This window comes from Peribacillus simplex (assembly GCF_900156045.1).
Classification (GTDB): Bacteria; Bacillota; Bacilli; order Bacillales; family DSM-1321; genus Peribacillus; species Peribacillus simplex_D.
On record NZ_FTMX01000001.1, the window covers coordinates 1,091,001 to 1,107,755 of the forward strand.

Below are 16,755 nucleotides of genomic sequence, written 5' to 3' on the forward strand. Positions count from 1 at the left end.
GATTAGTCCCTTCCGTTAATTATGGATTTTAAGGTGCGGCCGATCCCCGCCTTCAGTAAATATATCGTCACCGACTATTGTGTTAACGAGTTTCCCGATACCTTCAATTTCAGTGATGATTTCATCGCCTACAGCAGTATCCGCCAATCCTTCAGGTGTGCCTGTCAATATGATATCGCCTGGGCTCAATGTCATGAAGCTGCTAAAATATTCAATTAAATCAGCAATGCCGAAAATCATGTCTTTCGTGTTGCCTTGCTGAGTCAATTTTCCGTTGACGTAAGTTTTGATGGCAAGATTCGAAGGATCTGGGATATCCTCGGCATCGACAAGCCAAGGCCCAATGGGGGTGCAGGTATCGCGATTTTTGACCTTTAAGTTTGGTCGGTAGTAATTCTCCAGATAATCCCGTATTGCATAATCATTTGCAATCGTATATCCACTTACATACTTAAAGGCTTCTTCCTTTTTTATGTTCTTCGCCTTTTTACCTATGACCACTGCTAGTTCACATTCATAATGCATATAGGCTGCATCAGCAGGCCTTCTTGTCTGTCCTCGGTGGCCGATAAAGGTATTGGGACCTTTTAAGAACGCAAGGGGTTCTTCCGGGGCATTAAAAGCAAGCTCCTTCGCATGGTCTGCATAATTCAAGCCAAGTGCGAAGACAGTTCGTGGTTCCACCGGGGGAAGCCAGACAACATCCTGCTCATTGACAATCCTGCCATCCGCCAATTTGAGCTGGCCATAATATTCGCTTGCTGGATGTACGGCACCTGCATAGGCTACACGTGCTCTCTTCATAAAATCCCCTCCAGTGATAGTTTTTCCTCGGGAATGATAGTATTTTCCAAATATCCGATTTCGTCTATTTCTATTCTGACAAGATCATTGGCTTTTGCCAGCGGTGCACTCTCTGGAACACCAACTAGGAGGGCGTCACCCGTACTCAAAGTCATGAAGTCAGTTACATCCTCAATAAGGCGGGATATGGAGCGAATTAGATTTGAAGTTGAATTTTCCTGTCTTAACTCTCCATTTATATATACACGAATTCCTAAAGAATCAGGGTTGGAGATGGATTCCTTGGATACGACCCATGGACCGATCGGGCAAAATCCATCACGGGCTTTATGGCGGATAGCAGGCCGGAAAAAGCTCTCATGCGGAATGCTAATATCATTGGCGATCGTAAAACCTTCTATATAATCCAATGCATGTTCTTTCTTGACTCTTGTGGCCGTTTTACTGATTACTATTCCAAGTGCGGCCCCGATTTCCAATTCAGGTATGCCGCTTGGAAGGGGAACTGGATTTGAAAAAGAAGAAAACGTGTTTCTAGGTTTAATATAAAGGATCGGCCCTTTAGGAGGTTCATTATAAGGAGGATGGTCGACCTTTTCCTTCAATGCTGCCAATGACCCTTTATAGTTTAATAATGTCCCATATACCGTTCCTGAAATAGGGTTATCCAAGTTGATTTGTGATGCCTCCAACTTATCACCGTTCATTAAAATATAGCGGCTCGACTGTATCTCTATTTCTTCTGAATAATCTGACTTTTGAAGTTTCACTCTTGCTTTTGCCATGGACACTCACCCCTTGTTTTTATTATTAATCATATATGATATCGTATATGATTTTTTGTTTAAGTTCAACATATTTAGATTATTCAGTATAATTAGACAAAAAATGTTAGAAAAAAGATGGGTTTTAACAGATAAATGCCTTGAACATTTAGTTAGTATGAAGCTAGGAATTCAAATTGAAAGATTGTGACTGGGGGATGTTCCGATGATGAATGGTAAAGAGTATTTAGAAAGTTTACAAGATGGAAGAACGGTATTCTTGAACGGAGATAAAGTAGATGATGTGACGACGCACCCAGCATATCGCAATTCTGCCAGGTCAATTGCCCAACTATATGATGCTCTCCATGATCCGGTTACTGCACGGATTTTAACGGCTAAGACAGATGAAGGTCATACTACCCATAAGTTTTTCAAGGCCTCAAAGAACGCAACAGAGCTGCTTGAAGCAAGGGATGCGATAGCACAATGGTCAAAATTGAGCTATGGTTTCATGGGTCGTACCCCTGATTACAAGGCTGCTTTTACAGGATCATTGGGGCCGTATAGCGATTTTTATAAGGGATTTGAAGGTAATGCGAAAAGATGGTATGAAAAAACCACAAGGGAAGTTCCCTTCTGTAACCATACAATCATAAATCCGGCAATGGACAGGGATAAACCGCTACATGAAAATAAAGAGGTATTTGTACGTACGGTGGAAGAGCGGGATGATGGGATAATCGTAAGCGGAGCCAAAATGGTTGGAACTTCTGCAGCACTTACGAATTATAATTTTGTCGCGAATTATTCTCCTGTCGATCTTGGGGAAGGAGATAGAAGCCATGCATTGATTTTCTTTGTGCCGATGAATGCGCCGGGATTAAAAATGATCAGCAGACAGTCTTTTGAAGAAACGGCTGCCAAGTCAGGCACTCCTTTCGATTACCCGCTTTCCAGTCGGTTCGACGAAAATGACGCAGTCATCGTCCTTGATCATGTATTCGTCCCATGGGAGAATGTATTCGCCTATAATGATGTGGAAATTGCAAATGGGTTTAGATCCAAGACTGGGTGGATGAATCGATATACATTTCATGGCTGCACACGCTATGCGGTGAAATTGGACTTTATGGCTGGGCTTCTGATGAAAGCTACGGAAATGGCAGGAACGAATCAATTTAGGGGAGTTCAAGCCAATATAGGGGAAGTGCTTGCTTACAGGAATATGTTTTGGGCAATCTCGACAGCGATGGCTACGGATCCGATGGAAGGGCCGAATGGAACTGTTCTACCAAATAGCACATATGCAACTGCATATAGGGTGTTCGCACCAATGGTTTGGCCAAAGGTGAAACAGATATTTGAACAGGTTGTAGCAGGTAATCTCATTCAACTCCCATCAAGCTCCAAGGATTTTTTAAACCCTGAGGTCCGTCCGTATCTCGATAAATATTATAAGGGTTCAGGTGGGGTTTCGGCAGTGGAAAGGGTAAAACTGATGAAACTTATATGGGATTCCATCGGAACGGAATTTGGTGGCAGGAATGAATTATATGAAATCAATTATGCGGGTAACCATGAAAATATTAGGCTTGAAACCATGAAAATGGCAGATACAAATGGACAATCGGATAAATTCAAAGCTTTCGTGGACTTGGCCATGGACGATTATGACCTCCATGGCTGGACAAATGATAAGTGGATAAATGCATATGAAGGCATTAATGCTGAAGTTTGATCCAGCTCCGAATGAATCAATCTGATTAAGAAAACGTGAAAAAGAATGGTTTGTATCGGACTCCCGCCAGTTTTTCCTCCACTGCATGATATGAATGCGTTTACATTTATCTTGATAGGTAAGGTGTGGAAAAAGTATAATATTATGTAAAAGGAAAGCTGGGGGGAATAATGACGAATCTTTTGAATCTTAAGAATGATGATGGTGAAATTCATTTAAATGATGAGAGGATGATCCTGACTTCCTCTTCAATTTTCGGTACTTTAAGAAAGGACTTGATCGAGAATATTGGTTTTGAAAGAATGAAGTCTTTCTTAATACGTTACGGCTGGAATATCGGAGTCAATGATGCTAAAAAGGCACTAAAAGGGAATATGTCAACGGTTAAGGAGATACTGAGGCAAGGTCCCATTTTACATATGCTGCAAGGTTATACAAAAGTTAATACTATGAATCTGGAATTATCGATGGATAGTAAAGCGGAAGTACACTCTGTAAAAGTGGAAGGGGTTTGGGTGAATTCCTATGAAGCAGAGGAACATATAACCCAGACAGGCATCGCGGAAAAGCCAGTCTGTTATACATTGACGGGTTATGCAAGTGGATATTATTCAACGGTATGCGGTCATGAAGTGATTTTCAAGGAAAGTGCCTGTAAGGGATCAGGGCAATCAGAGTGTAGATACGAAGGTAAATCGAAACATTTATGGGGCATGGAGATTCAGGATGAGTTGAAATATTATAAAACCGAACCGATTGTTCAGGAGCTAGCCGTAACATATGAAAAGCTGCTGGAGGAACGCAATAGTTTGTCAAAAGTGATGGATATTCATAATTTGCTGACAGAAGAGTTAATTAACGGAAGAAGCCTTCAATCCATAGTGAGGATGGTTTATCAGAAAACGAAAATACCTTTGTTGATGGAGAATTTCAATGGCAATCAGGTTTATCATGCTGGCTTTCACAAAGGGAAGGTGAGGGAAGTCAGGAATCAGCTTAAATTAGAGAGGGAAAATGGTCCTTCTTTGGAGACCGGAAGAATCGTAAAAGATGGGATGGAGCTGCTTTATACTCCCATAACGTTACAAAATAAAACTTATGGGTATTGTGCCTTTGTGCAATCTGATCGAGACGAAGGAAAAACGAACCTGGAAATCGAGCGAATGATTCTTGAGAGGGTGTCCATGACTGTTTCCTTATTCCTCTTAAATGAGAAAAGCAGTTTTGAAGCCCTTGAAAGGGTAAAAGGGCTATTTCTTGAACAAATATTAAATGGAGAGTTTGCTGCTAGAGAAGAAATAATCAAAAAAAGCATGTATTTAGACGCTTCATTGGATCATCCATACACCATTGCGGTGCTGGGCTATCGTTTTTCCTCCGATCGGGGGACAGAGAATGACTATTTCATTCAGCAGAAAATCATCGAAGAGATATATGGTTTCTTTAAGAAGCGGAATCAAGTCGTCTTAACAGCATTAAGGGATGGTAATATCGTATTGCTTACACCACTGAGTCCAGGAAATGAATTTCAATTTCTAACCAAGGAATGCATCAATCACTTACATACTGTTTTCAGCGGATATAATTTTAAAATGGGACTTAGCACAATATGTGATGAATTGGAACGGGCTCACGATGTTTTTCAAGAAGCTTTAACCGCTTTGAATATGAATGAAGGAACTCGGGATATTACCAAATTTGAAGAAGTCGATCTGTTATCCATTTTAATGCATACTGGGAGTACTCCAGCGGTCCTGCAAAAGGCAGAGAAAATGCTGGGTCCTTTATTGTTGAAAGAAGATCCAAAAATGAATGAATTATTGAAAACGCTTTATGTATTTTTGCAATGCGGTGGAAATCTTGAATGCAGCATGACAAAATTGAACATTTCGATGAGTGGTTTACGCTATCGGATCAAAAGACTTGAAGAGCTGCTTTCCTGCCAAATAAGAAACCCTAAAATTGCTTTTCAATTATATGCATCATTTGAAACATTGTTAAAGGCGAAAATGATTACCATTGGTTGAATGGATTCAAGCCTTTGTTTAAAAAAGAAATGTCGATCGATACATATACCGAGAGAATTTACTGTAATAAGGGTACGGTCGTTAGTGAAAAGTAATCTACCATGCAAATTGGCGAATACGCCGCAAAAAAATAATAAGAGTGATATAAAAGGCATGGAACTTCCGCTTCAATTTGATTTATTTGCTTGTAAGCAGGGCTATGGGTATAATAAGTAGAGTAAATTCATTAGTAAGTTAAGCTATTTTTGGAGGTAAATTCCGTGAAAATTACAATAAAAGATGCAAGCAAATTCGTCGATCAAGAAGTTACCATTGGAGGTTGGCTTGCCAGCAAACGTTCCAGTGGGAAAATTGCTTTTCTTCAAATCCGTGATGGCTCTGGTTTCATTCAAGGTGTGGTCGTGAAAGCTGAAGTGGGTGAAGAAATTTTCGCTCGTGCGAAATCGATTTCGCAAGAGTCATCCTTGTATGTAACAGGTGTCATTCAAAAGGATGAACGATCGCCGTTCGGTTTTGAGTTACAGGTGAAAGATATTGAAATCATTCATGAATCATTGGATTATCCCATTACACCTAAAGCGCATGGTCCAGAATTCTTAATGGATAACCGCCATTTGTGGCTGCGTTCAAAACGGCAGCATGCAGTCATGAAAATCCGGAATGAAATAATCCGTGCTACATATGAATTCTTTAATGAAGAAGGTTTCGTTAAAGTGGATCCCCCAATTTTAACTGGAAGCGCACCAGAAGGAACGAGTGAGCTGTTCGCGACTAAATACTTTGATGAGGATGCATACCTTTCACAGAGTGGTCAGCTCTATATGGAAGCGGCTGCCATGGCACTTGGGAAGGTATTTTCCTTTGGTCCAACCTTCAGGGCAGAAAAATCCAAAACAAGACGACATTTAATCGAGTTCTGGATGATTGAACCGGAAATGGCTTTTATCGAATTTAAAGAAAACCTGGAGGTCCAGGAGCAATACGTTTCTTCCATCATCCAATCCGTATTGAAAAATTGTCAGCTTGAGTTAAATACACTGGGCCGTGATACAGCGAAGCTTGAACAAATTCAAGCTCCTTTCCCGCGGATTACATATGATGAAGCCATTAAGTTCCTTCATGAACAAGGATTTGATGATATCCAATGGGGTGATGATTTTGGAGCTCCGCATGAAACTGCGATAGCGGAAAGTTATGATAAGCCTGTTTTCATAACTCATTACCCAACCAAAATCAAGCCTTTTTATATGCAGCCAGATCCTGACAGGGAAGAAGTGGTTCTTTGTGCCGATTTGATCGCTCCGGAAGGTTATGGAGAAATAATTGGCGGTTCAGAGCGGATTCATGATCAGGAATTGCTTGGACAGAGAATCAATGAGCATGGCTTGAGCGAAGATGCTTACAAATGGTATATGGAATTAAGAAAATACGGCTCTGTACCGCATTCAGGCTTCGGTTTGGGATTAGAACGCACCGTTGCATGGATCAGTGGAGTTGAGCATGTCCGTGAAACCATCCCGTTCCCACGTCTATTAAATCGATTATATCCTTGATTCCGTGATGAAGCGGTTATCTTGCCATATTTGGCAGATAACCGTTTTTTGTTAAAATTATAAACTTATTCGGAGAGCCTTATTCATGTTATACTTAACCAGAGGTGTCCAAATACATGAATAAAGAACATTTATATGCGTGGTTTAAGGAAGGAACGATAACGATTCCATCCTTTTTGTTGACTAACTATAGTACAATGGGACTGAATGAACAAGAAATGGTCCTATTATTACAATTGCAAAGCTTCATCGATAAAGGTAATCATTTCCCAGCACCATCCCAACTTTCTGACCGAATGACATTGCAGGAAACCGAATGTCTATTCTTGATCCAGCGTTTGGTCCAAAGGGGATTTGTTGAAATGGTGGTTGAGGAGAGCCAAGAAATCGGGCAGGAAAAATATTCGTTGTCCCCACTTTATGAAAAAATGATGGACTGTTTCTTGAAAACTTTGAAACAGTCAGAGTCTGCTGAAATCCAAAAAGCGGGGGAGAGCCTTTATACGATATTTGAACAGGAGTTCGGCCGCCCTTTATCTCCATTTGAATGTGAGACATTGGCAATGTGGATGGAAGACGACCATCAACCTGAGATCATTAAGTCAGCTCTGAGGGAGTCTGTCATTTCCGGAAAATTGAATTTCCGATACATTGATCGAATTTTATTCGAGTGGAAAAAGAAAGGAATTAAAACCTTGGAACAGGCAAGGGAGCAAGGACAAAAATTTAGAGTTCACCAAAAGAGGGACCGAAAGACTGAAACTGCACAACCGTTGAAAGATGTGCCTTTCTATAACTGGCTCGAGCAGTAATGTAAATTGAAGGAGAACCAATATGTTGAATAAAGCTCAAATTCGATATTGTCTGGATACGATGGGTGAAATGTTTCCGGATGCCCATTGTGAGCTGAATCACTCCAATCCATTTGAATTGGTGGTTGCTGTTGCCCTGTCAGCTCAGTGTACGGATGTATTAGTCAATAAAGTCACGAAGGATTTATTTCAGAAATATAAAACGCCTGAGGATTACATAAGCGTTCCGATAGAAGAGTTGGAAAATGACATCCGCTCAATCGGTTTGTTTCGTAACAAGGCGAAGAACATACAAAAGTTGTCGCACATGCTGATCGAAGAATACGGTAAGGAAGTCCCCAGAGATCGTGATGAGCTAGTTAAATTGCCTGGCGTTGGCAGAAAGACGGCGAATGTAGTCGTTTCCGTTGCTTTTGATGTGCCAGCGATCGCTGTGGATACCCATGTAGAGCGTGTTTCCAAGCGTCTTGGATTATGCCGTTGGAAGGATAGTGTCCTCGATGTTGAGAAAACGTTGATGGCTAAGATACCAAAGGATGAATGGTCGGTTACGCATCACCGCCTGATATTTTTTGGACGCTATCATTGTAAGGCCCAGTCACCAAGATGTGAAACCTGCCCGCTTCTCGAATTATGCCGTGAAGGAAAAAAAAGAATGAAAAGGAAAGAAGCCAATTGACTCATTCCATATCATTTAAAGTCCCAATAGAATTGGACCATTCTTTGTTTTTTCCTGAAAAGGTAACCATCTTGGAAAAAGAGCGATATGCAGGTTGGAGTGAAACGATCCCGTTCGAGGTTTTCCCGTATGAGTTACTTTATTATAATAATGTAGAGGCGTATGCTCCTTGGAATAACGGGGCAATGCATGTAAAGGAACTGCTGGAAATATGGAAGGGAATTGATTCAGAATGCAGTTTGCTGTTTTCTGAGCGAAAAGCGGGACAGACTTTGGGGCTCATGAAGAAGGGGATCGGTTTGTTTTTAACCGCAGTCTACTGGATGCATGGGAAGCCAGTCGTATTGAATGATTTCCGGGTCCAAATAGAATCCTTTAACAATATTCCGGTAAATATGGATGAAAGGCTTTCATTCATCCTTGCTAGACCCGCTTTTTTTCATTCTTATAGACAGCTTAGTGAGTTGTTTCGAGAATTTGAAAAACAATTTGTGAAGTTCATGATTAAATATAAGAACAGCCAAAAAAACGTCTAAGCTTTTAGCTTAGACGTTTTTTTTAGTCAATCTTTATATATTTATTCCGTATCATTCTCTGGATCTGGGTCCGGGTTAGGGTCAGGTTCAGGGGTTTCGACTGGTTTTTCCTCTTCTACCGTTCCGGGGTCAGTGACATCATCCCCGCCTTCGACGTCCTCATCACCCTTATTGCCATTTCCGTCATCAGTGTTGTTTCCATTACCATTATTATCATTGTTTCCATTACCATTATTGCCGTTATTTCCGTTTTCGCCATTGTTATTTTTGTCTTTATCTTTGTCTTTGTCTTTTTCTTCGCCTTGTTTATCCTCTTCGCCTTCTGCAGGAGTTTCCTGTTCCGGATTTTCACCTTCGGCCGGATCTTCAATCTCCTCGTCCTCAGTACCCTCAGGGACTTCCACTTCAGCAGGTATTGTGACAGATGTACTCGCAGGATCACTTTGTTGGTTATCAACTAGAGCTACCACTGAGAAAGTATATTTACTTCCAGGGGTTGGATTAGGGATCGTTAAGCTAGTATCCTTCGATTTTTTTAATACGCTCTGTCCACCGCCGTCAACGGACATCTTAACCTCGAATTGGGTATTCCCATTACCTTTAGGATATGACCATGATAGATTGATTTCATTGCTTTCCTGGTTGTAAGAAGCGTTAATGCCAGGTGAGTCGATTTTTGCATATTCTGTCGTCACTTGTGTTGGCTCGTGACCTTTAACATAATATTCATAAGTGATTTTACTGCTTGGTGTATATTCATTGGCTTTAACGGCTGGATTCGAACCTTTGATGACTCCAACCTTCACAACACTGTCAGGTTGTTCAAAGTCTTTCGTTTCCTTCGATTGAGCCATATGTTCCATTAAATTCTTAAAAATGAATTTAGGGATCCTTTGAGATGATTCGCCCAGATATTCCATTTGCTCACCTGATGCATTATCATAACCAGCCCAAACTGCAACTGTATAATTGGTTGTATAACCCGCCATCCAGCTATCTTTTACACCGGAAGATGGGATGTTGTTCGCTGCACGCTGTTCAGGCGTGAAATTGGTTGAACCTGTTTTACCGGCTACCGGAAGACTAGGTATATTGGCTAACCTTCCTGTTCCATAAGGTTCTTTCATGACGCTTTTCAACATGTCCGTCACGATGAAAGCAGTGGAATCTTTCATGACCGGCTTTGATTCCGTCTTGTTTTTGATGGTTGTTTTATCACGTAAAACAATCTTTTTCACACTATGCGGTTCATTATAGATACCGTTGTTTCCGAATGAACTGTATGCACCGGCAAGTTCAAGTGTAGAAACATCCTTACCGCCGCCCAATGCTGCCGATTCGGTAATTTCCTTGTCGAAAGGAATGCCAAGATCAGTGGCAAAATCGCGTGCCCGGTCCAATCCTACTGCTTGAAGCGTTTTTAAAGCAGGAATATTTAATGACCGTGCCAGTGCTTCACGAGTGGTTACAGTACCATAATGTCGTCCGGAAGCATTTTTAAGCGGTGTTCCATTACTGTAAGAATATTCTTCATCCTTGATTTGATGGTAGGTGGACCAATTTAAATATTCTACGGCAGGACCATAATCCAGAATCGGCTTAATGGTCGAACCAGGTGACCGCTTGGCATCCGTTGCATAATTCCAGCCGCGTTTAACCGTCGTGTTCCTGCCGCCGCCCACTGCTTTAATTTCTCCAGTTTCTGTATCGAGTAAGGTGACTCCTGCTTGGAGGTCTTTACTTGGATAATTGATGATTTCATCACTGTTCAACATGTTATAAACATATTCTTGGGCATCTTTATCAATGGTCGTTTGGATTTCCAAACCATCTGTAAAGACGTTATAGTCACCCATATCCCCGACTTCCTCAATTACCAAATCGATGAATGCATCGTATGCGGTCGTATCGATTTGGCTCTTATCGATTTCTTGAAGTCCTTCTGTTATATCGATGCTTTGTGCATTTTTCATTTCCGTTTCGGTGATATATCCATGTTTATTCATTAAGTGCAGAACAATATCACGGCGTTCTTTCGCACGTTCAGGGTATTTATACGGGTCATACCTGCTTGGGCTTTGCGGTAATCCTACAAGCATGGCCGCTTCGTTCAATTTCAATTCGCTAAGATCTTTTCCATAATAAGTTTGCGATGCAGTTAAGACCCCGTTGGCGCGGTTTGCAAAGAAAATCTTATTCACATACATTTCGAAAATTTCTTCTTTTGTATATTTTCTTTCAAGCTGAATGGATAGCCACATTTCCTGGACTTTCCTTTTAATGGTCTTATCAGGTGTTAAATAAGAACGCTTGATAACCTGCTGGGTCAATGTACTTGCACCCTCTGAGCCGAATCCGTTTTTGAAGTTTGCTATGACGGCACTGCCCAGACGTAAGAAATCGACCCCGTGGTGTTCATAAAAGCGTGAATCTTCCGTTGCCAGGAAAGCTTCTTCGACAAGATCGGGAATATCTTCATAATTTACATAATCCCGGTTTTCCTTTCCGATTTCAGCTAGCAATTTACCATTTTCATCGAGAATCTTGGATGTGACCGGATCTTTCAAAAGCTTTTCGTCAAGTTTTGGAGCGTCGCTTATAAAGTAAGCCATTGCAGCTCCTCCGGCAACAAGGCCTATTATTCCGATTGTAACAAGTATAAGGAAAATTCGCTTAAGCATATTGGTTGGCTTTTTAGGACCTTTATTCGGTCCCTTTTTTTGAGTCTGCCCCTGCTTTCGGCGTTCTTCTCTAGTATTATATTTTTCAGCCATTACAGCTAACCTGCCTTTCTAAAAAAACTAAAAATTTTCTGCGATGAGCGAATCTACTACTTTAATATAGTCAATTCTCGGTTGAAAGCCAAGAGTAATCTTTCGTGAACTGCTTTCAACCTCTTGAAGAGTTATAGATTTGCGTCCGCCTTCTTTCATTCTCTTCCAATAAAAACTCAGTTGTTCAGAACTCATTAGATATATATCTTCCATAGCGGAAAACCGGATGATGACAAACGCAATTCCGTCATGTTGAACGATATGTTTCATATGTTCAATTTGATGGTCATGAAAATTTTTCAGAGGGAACGAACTGCTGTTTTTCGTTTCCTTTGCCTCAAAATCAATGTACTTTCCTTTATAAACACCATTGTAATCTGTGGTCGATGCTTGTTTGAAATAAGCTTCTTTAATGACTGCAGCACTTCTTTTCGGATAGTGGACATCGACAATTTGAATGGGTGTCGGTTTTTTATGGATGACGGCAATGCCGTGTGCTAAATAATACTGATTGGTTTCGTTCAAATCGTCTTCCAATGTTTTTCCCCGGTTGCTGTAACTGATTTTTTTTAGTGGGCTTTTCTTTTCTTCCATAGCCTGCGGTACAAACTTTCGTCCATTGGGATAATGAAATGCCACTTTTACCCCTCCTTTTTTTTCACTTTTCTATATTAGCAAAAAAAGAATCCAAAATGTGAATAAAAAGAATTGTTTCTTAGAACGATAGGATTTATGTACAACTATATGTCACAATTCATCGCTTTGGAAAGGCTGGACTCATAGATGCGAATGTTCACGAAGGAAAAGCAATTGCTCCAATCCATAAAAGCCCAAACCGCTAAAGGGAATAGGGATAATATATCAAGAACACAAGCATATGAACAATTTTTCAGATTGCATCCAGAAATACAATGGTCTTTTTTAGCAGGGATGGTTTCTAGGAATGCAGGCTGGAATATGTGTGATCTTGAAGGAATTTGGTTTTCCCAATTGCTGGGCCTTAAATATAGGCATCACTTATTCCTAACGTATGAAGAAGCCAACTGGAGAATATTCCAAGATGCGTATCCGCAATTACTTCTCTATCATTATTCGACGAAGTATGGACGTCCTTTGTTTCACTTATGTCATTATTTTTTTATTACCAAATTCATGAAGAACGAATGGTATTCCTTTTGGAAACATGGAGATCGTGAAAAATTAGTCACTGCACTTATCATAAATGAACAAAACATCATTGAAGAACCGGTCATTAAAAAGCAATCTTTCGTTTTTCATTCCCTATTATTTTTACTGCAGGACTGGATGCATTTTAGCACCGTTTTATTTCCTACTTGCAATGGAGAACTGTATGGCTCGTCGGTTTCGCATTTTAGAAATATAGATAAAAGGATTGAATTGGGGAAAAGGTTGGCTGGCCTTTTGTTTTCCGAAGATTTGTTTCCGCGCTTTTTTGAATTTTCCTGCAAGACTGAACCAACGGGTGCCAGATATGATTATGAACAATATCGAAAAAAGCCTAGGTACCATGAAACCCCGATGCTGAGGAGAGTATATCCAGTGATTCATCATCGAGCAGGGGAGACAGAGCAATGGGATATGAAAAAAAGGGTTAAAAAAAAATGGTTCATTGAACCTAAATGGGAAGAAGACCCGCATTTGACCGATTGGTATGACGATAAACAAAAGCAGCTGCACACGGCTGCAATAGTCAAAAATTTGATTTTATAAAAAGGAAACAGGGAAGGCGTCGATTAAGACTTCCCTGTTTATCGTTCAGTATTTATGTCTTACGTAGAGGGGCGGTTTTCTCCACTAAGTTTCGGGTTTCCCGTTCCTGCATTTTTAGTGGGCGGCTTTTGTCGTTTTTCGTTTTTTTGCTGTCTGCTTTCATTCGACTGCATGAAATCACCTCCTGTCTGTATTCTTGTTTAAAACTTCATTCTTCATTCGGCCATTGTTGTCGAAGGGCATAATAAATTAAGTGAATTGCACTTTCTTTGCCGATTCCCTTCTAGTTTTGTCAGGCATGAAGGGCTTTCAGATAAAAAAAAGAATAGTACAGGTAAAGAATGGGAGGGATCAGCATGGTCAATAAAAGTGTCGCAACAGAAGAGATATTAAGGATGATAGCTGAGATCAGTACCAGCCTGGATCGTTTGGAAATTTCATATGGGGAAACTGTAAATACAGTGCGGTGCAAACTATGGGCGGAGCAATATACATTAGTTAATGAAGCCCAGGAAGCCATTGAGAAAGCCGAAGATTATTGGGTAAATGCTGAAGTTCCAAACCACTCCTTTTCCATTGTCCCGGAAAAAAGAATGATAAAGCAAAAGGTTTTTACGGAATTGCCCGTATAAGCCAGAGGAATATCATTTTATTAAGAACTGGATTATACTAAGGGAAACAATTGTACGGAGGAATTTAATGTGCATAAAGAAAAAATGCAGCAATTAACAGAACAATTAATTCAATATACGAACAAAGCGGATGAAATTTATGAGGGTGTACGCAAAGAAGGGAAGGAAAAGGATTTCTTTTCTGAGGTCAAGCCGTTCGCAGACCTCGTCAGGACCGCATGCATCGAATGGGAAACCGGAATGAAGGAGTGGATGAGAGAAACTGACTTCAGGCATCTTTTCCCCGAGCAAATCGAACAAACCGCCCATAACCTTTCTGATGTGGCCGTTCAGGCATTTTTTCCTAAAACAAGTTATAAGCGATTTAAAAGCCACGTCCAATCGGTCGAATTCATCCTTAATAATGTAAAAACGGAAATCGATCGGATTTTATCATAAAAACACCTACACTTTATTACCTCTTTTTTCATATATTATCAGAACCATGTAATGAAAAAAGAGGAGGGCTCATTGACATGATGAGATCCGGTTTTAACCAAATCTCCCCAAATCAAGGACAGTTTCCTCAACCTATGCCGGAATATTGGGGAGGGTACCAACAGCCAATGCCGTATCCTCCGCCAAATAATCATAATCTTGAACAATCATTTATGTATCCATATCATCTCCAGGATACAGGGGGCTATATGACGTCATATCATGATCCTTATCAGCAGGCGGCCTATCATCCATTCCAACAAGTCCAGCAACAGGCGATGCCTGTGGGTGCCTATCCGGGCAACAGTGTAATGCAGCCAATGGCACAAATGCACCCAAACCAGCTCAATCAGCAGCCGCAAGCCTTTAGTCCGTTCGCCAATCCGTTACAGCCAGCTAAAAGACCTCCGCTAAGTCAGCAGCAGGCCCATAATCCATATCCTAAGCAGCAGTTCATGCAAAAACCCCAGCCATCGGGTTTCAAATCGGTCATGAATCAATTCAAAACACAAGATGGCTCCATGGATATAACAAAGATGATGAATACAGCCGGACAAATGATGAATACTGTTTCTCAAGTATCCTCAATGGTCAAAGGAGTAGGGGGCTTCTTCAAGGCTTAGATGGTGAATAAAGGAAAAGCAGACTTATAAGTGACCAGCCACTTTTTTAAGTCTGCTTTTTTTCATGCCTAATGGATTTCAATCCGATTCCCTCTGATTTTGGGTAGTTGAAGCGTGAGGATGCCATCGCGATGTCGCGCGGTAACTTTTGCTTCATCAATCGGCTTTGGAAAGGAAATGGTTCTTGATAAAGTACCGGCTGAAACTTCCTTTTGGAACAATCCTTGATTTTTATGCTTTCTATCTACATGCTTTGCAGATATGGTTACGGAATGGGACAGTACATCAATTGATATTTGGCTTCGTGCAATTCCGGGCAAAGTGGCAGTAAGGGTATATTCTGAATGCGTTTCGTGAACATCAACCGGAAAGCTGCGTTCTTTCGCCGAACCGAAGAAATCGTCAAGAGATTGCAGCATGCCTTTAGGGGGCCTCTCGGAAAACAGCCGATCCATTTTGTTTATGAAATGGGAAAAGGGTTCTATTCGATTCCGATTATTATTTTTTTCAGAAGAGGTCATCACGGTGCTCCTTTCTAAAAAATTCCTTTGCCTATAGGCTATGTGGGGAATGAAGAAATGTGAATGAACTGTGGGTTTCAGATACAGGTCTATAGGGAATAACGGTACTGAATGATTAGTAAAGGAAATGAGGGATTATTATGACAGATGGCAAGCTTTCCTACATAGATACCGGGAAAGGTAATGAAACATTGTTGTTTATCCATGGATTTTGCGGAAGCCATGAATATTGGAGTGACATCATTGCTCAATTAAAGGGTGAATACCGGATTATTGCCGTTGATTTACGGGGGCATGGTGCAAGTGAGGAAAAAGGGGGATCTTTCTCGATCGAAGATATGGCTGCTGATATTGCGTCGCTTCTGGAAGAACTGGAAATCGGACAGGTCTATATGTTTGGTCATTCGCTTGGGGGATATATCACCTTGGCGTTCGCAGAAAGGTTTCCTGGGAAATTGTCTGGTTTTTCATTGGTACATTCGACCGCTTTCCCGGACGATGAGACTGGAAAGGCGGGGCGCTTAAAATCTGTCGAGAAAATTGAAAGTGAGGGAATCCCCGCTTTCATTGACGGACTTATACCAAAGCTTTTCGCTAATTCCGATGATCCCAATATTGACCATATAAAGGAAATCGGATATAAAACAAGTGAAATTGGTGCAATAGGGTCTTTACATGCCATGAGGAACAGAATAGACAGAAATTATGTTCTAAAAGATACGAAGTTGCCTGTCCTATTGGTTGCTGGTGAACAGGATAAGGTGATTCCCGTTGATAAAACCTTTTCTGTGAAAGGGGGCCATATCAATGAAGTTATACTTAAGGGCAGCGGACATATGGGGATGTTGGAAGCCCCAAGCAAACTAATCCAAGAAATCATTCGCTTTGTCGAGAAGAATTAAATAAAAAAAGTCCGGGCTGGAAACGAGATGGTGACGTTTCTAGCTTTTTTTTAAGGCTCTTTTCGTAAAGATTGTTGTTTTTAAAACGAAACGATTTAAGGTTGATTGGAGCGGAAGTGCGAGACTCCTGCGGGAGCAGCGTGACAGGTGAGACCCCACAGGCGTTTACGCCGAGGAGG

At 40.9% G+C, this 16,755-nt stretch carries 16 protein-coding genes; 11 read left to right on the forward strand and 5 right to left on the reverse strand.

The genetic code is table 11. From position 1 onward, the window contains the following. Positions 1 to 15 precede the first annotated feature (15 nt). Together BW986_RS05250 and BW986_RS05255 are read right to left on the reverse strand one after the other, a co-directional pair. Entirely contained in the window at positions 16 to 804 is a 789-nt protein-coding gene (locus BW986_RS05250; protein WP_076365720.1) for a fumarylacetoacetate hydrolase family protein, read from the reverse strand. Next, positions 801 to 1,589 carry a fumarylacetoacetate hydrolase family protein gene (locus BW986_RS05255; protein WP_076365722.1) on the reverse strand — a complete coding sequence of 263 codons (789 nt, stop codon included), beginning with the start codon at positions 1,587 to 1,589 and terminating at the stop codon, positions 801 to 803. Before BW986_RS05255 ends, BW986_RS05250 begins: the two co-directional genes overlap by 4 nt. Before the next feature lie 205 nt (positions 1,590 to 1,794). On the opposite strand from BW986_RS05255, the gene BW986_RS05260 reads away from it, so the two are divergent. The 6 genes from BW986_RS05260 (at position 1,795) to BW986_RS05285 (ending at position 8,916) form a co-directional block, all read left to right on the forward strand. Beyond that, entirely contained in the window at positions 1,795 to 3,309 is a 1,515-nt protein-coding gene (locus BW986_RS05260) for a 4-hydroxyphenylacetate 3-hydroxylase family protein (RefSeq protein ID WP_076365724.1), read from the forward strand. 170 nt (positions 3,310 to 3,479) lie between these two features. Then, positions 3,480 to 5,336: a XylR N-terminal domain-containing protein gene (locus tag BW986_RS05265; RefSeq protein ID WP_076365726.1), complete on the forward strand. Its 1,857-nt coding sequence runs from the start codon at positions 3,480 to 3,482 to the stop codon at positions 5,334 to 5,336. Positions 5,337 to 5,596: 260 nt separating this feature from the next. Next, the gene (asnS, locus tag BW986_RS05270; RefSeq protein ID WP_076365728.1) at positions 5,597 to 6,889 is read left to right on the forward strand and encodes an asparagine--tRNA ligase; all 1,293 of its coding nucleotides are present in this window, start codon (positions 5,597 to 5,599) and stop codon (positions 6,887 to 6,889) included. Between the two features lie 116 nt (positions 6,890 to 7,005). Further along, the gene (locus BW986_RS05275) at positions 7,006 to 7,701 is read left to right on the forward strand and encodes a DnaD domain-containing protein (RefSeq protein WP_076365730.1); all 696 of its coding nucleotides are present in this window, start codon (positions 7,006 to 7,008) and stop codon (positions 7,699 to 7,701) included. A 22-nt stretch (positions 7,702 to 7,723) separates the two neighbouring features. Next, positions 7,724 to 8,380 carry an endonuclease III gene (gene nth / locus BW986_RS05280; RefSeq protein ID WP_076365732.1) on the forward strand — a complete coding sequence of 219 codons (657 nt, stop codon included), beginning with the start codon at positions 7,724 to 7,726 and terminating at the stop codon, positions 8,378 to 8,380. Further along, on the forward strand, positions 8,377 to 8,916 hold the full coding sequence (locus BW986_RS05285) for a YpoC family protein (RefSeq protein ID WP_076365734.1): 540 nt from the start codon (positions 8,377 to 8,379) through the stop codon (positions 8,914 to 8,916). The genes nth and BW986_RS05285 overlap by 4 nt, the downstream gene beginning before the upstream one ends. A 41-nt stretch (positions 8,917 to 8,957) precedes the next feature. Here the strand turns inward: BW986_RS05285 and BW986_RS05290 are convergent, their stop codons facing one another. Together BW986_RS05290 and recU are read right to left on the reverse strand one after the other, a co-directional pair. After that, the gene (locus BW986_RS05290; protein ID WP_076365736.1) at positions 8,958 to 11,690 is read right to left on the reverse strand and encodes a PBP1A family penicillin-binding protein; all 2,733 of its coding nucleotides are present in this window, start codon (positions 11,688 to 11,690) and stop codon (positions 8,958 to 8,960) included. A gap of 27 nt (positions 11,691 to 11,717) precedes the next feature. Continuing rightward, positions 11,718 to 12,329 (reverse strand): Holliday junction resolvase RecU, encoded by a 612-nt coding sequence (gene recU / locus BW986_RS05295; RefSeq protein ID WP_076365738.1) that lies wholly within the window; start codon positions 12,327 to 12,329, stop codon positions 11,718 to 11,720. Between the two features lie 144 nt (positions 12,330 to 12,473). Between recU and BW986_RS05300 the strand changes: the two genes are divergently transcribed. From BW986_RS05300 to BW986_RS05315, 4 genes are all read left to right on the forward strand, one after another. Next, positions 12,474 to 13,421: a DUF2515 family protein gene (locus BW986_RS05300; RefSeq protein WP_076365739.1), complete on the forward strand. Its 948-nt coding sequence runs from the start codon at positions 12,474 to 12,476 to the stop codon at positions 13,419 to 13,421. A gap of 356 nt (positions 13,422 to 13,777) precedes the next feature. Further along, complete coding sequence (locus tag BW986_RS05305; RefSeq protein ID WP_076365741.1) at positions 13,778 to 14,053, forward strand: hypothetical protein; 276 nt, start codon at positions 13,778 to 13,780, stop codon at positions 14,051 to 14,053. Positions 14,054 to 14,122: 69 nt separating this feature from the next. Continuing rightward, complete coding sequence (locus BW986_RS05310) at positions 14,123 to 14,491, forward strand: YppE family protein (RefSeq protein WP_081395498.1); 369 nt, start codon at positions 14,123 to 14,125, stop codon at positions 14,489 to 14,491. Between the two features lie 77 nt (positions 14,492 to 14,568). Next, complete coding sequence (locus BW986_RS05315; RefSeq protein WP_076365743.1) at positions 14,569 to 15,153, forward strand: YppG family protein; 585 nt, start codon at positions 14,569 to 14,571, stop codon at positions 15,151 to 15,153. Between the two features lie 68 nt (positions 15,154 to 15,221). On the opposite strand, the gene BW986_RS05320 is transcribed toward BW986_RS05315, so the two are convergent. Beyond that, positions 15,222 to 15,674, reverse strand: a complete 453-nt coding sequence (locus BW986_RS05320; RefSeq protein ID WP_076365745.1) for an Hsp20/alpha crystallin family protein — start codon at positions 15,672 to 15,674, stop codon at positions 15,222 to 15,224. Between the two features lie 140 nt (positions 15,675 to 15,814). Between BW986_RS05320 and BW986_RS05325 the strand changes: the two genes are divergently transcribed. After that, entirely contained in the window at positions 15,815 to 16,576 is a 762-nt protein-coding gene (locus BW986_RS05325; protein ID WP_076365747.1) for an alpha/beta fold hydrolase, read from the forward strand. Positions 16,577 to 16,755: the final 179 nt, after the last annotated feature.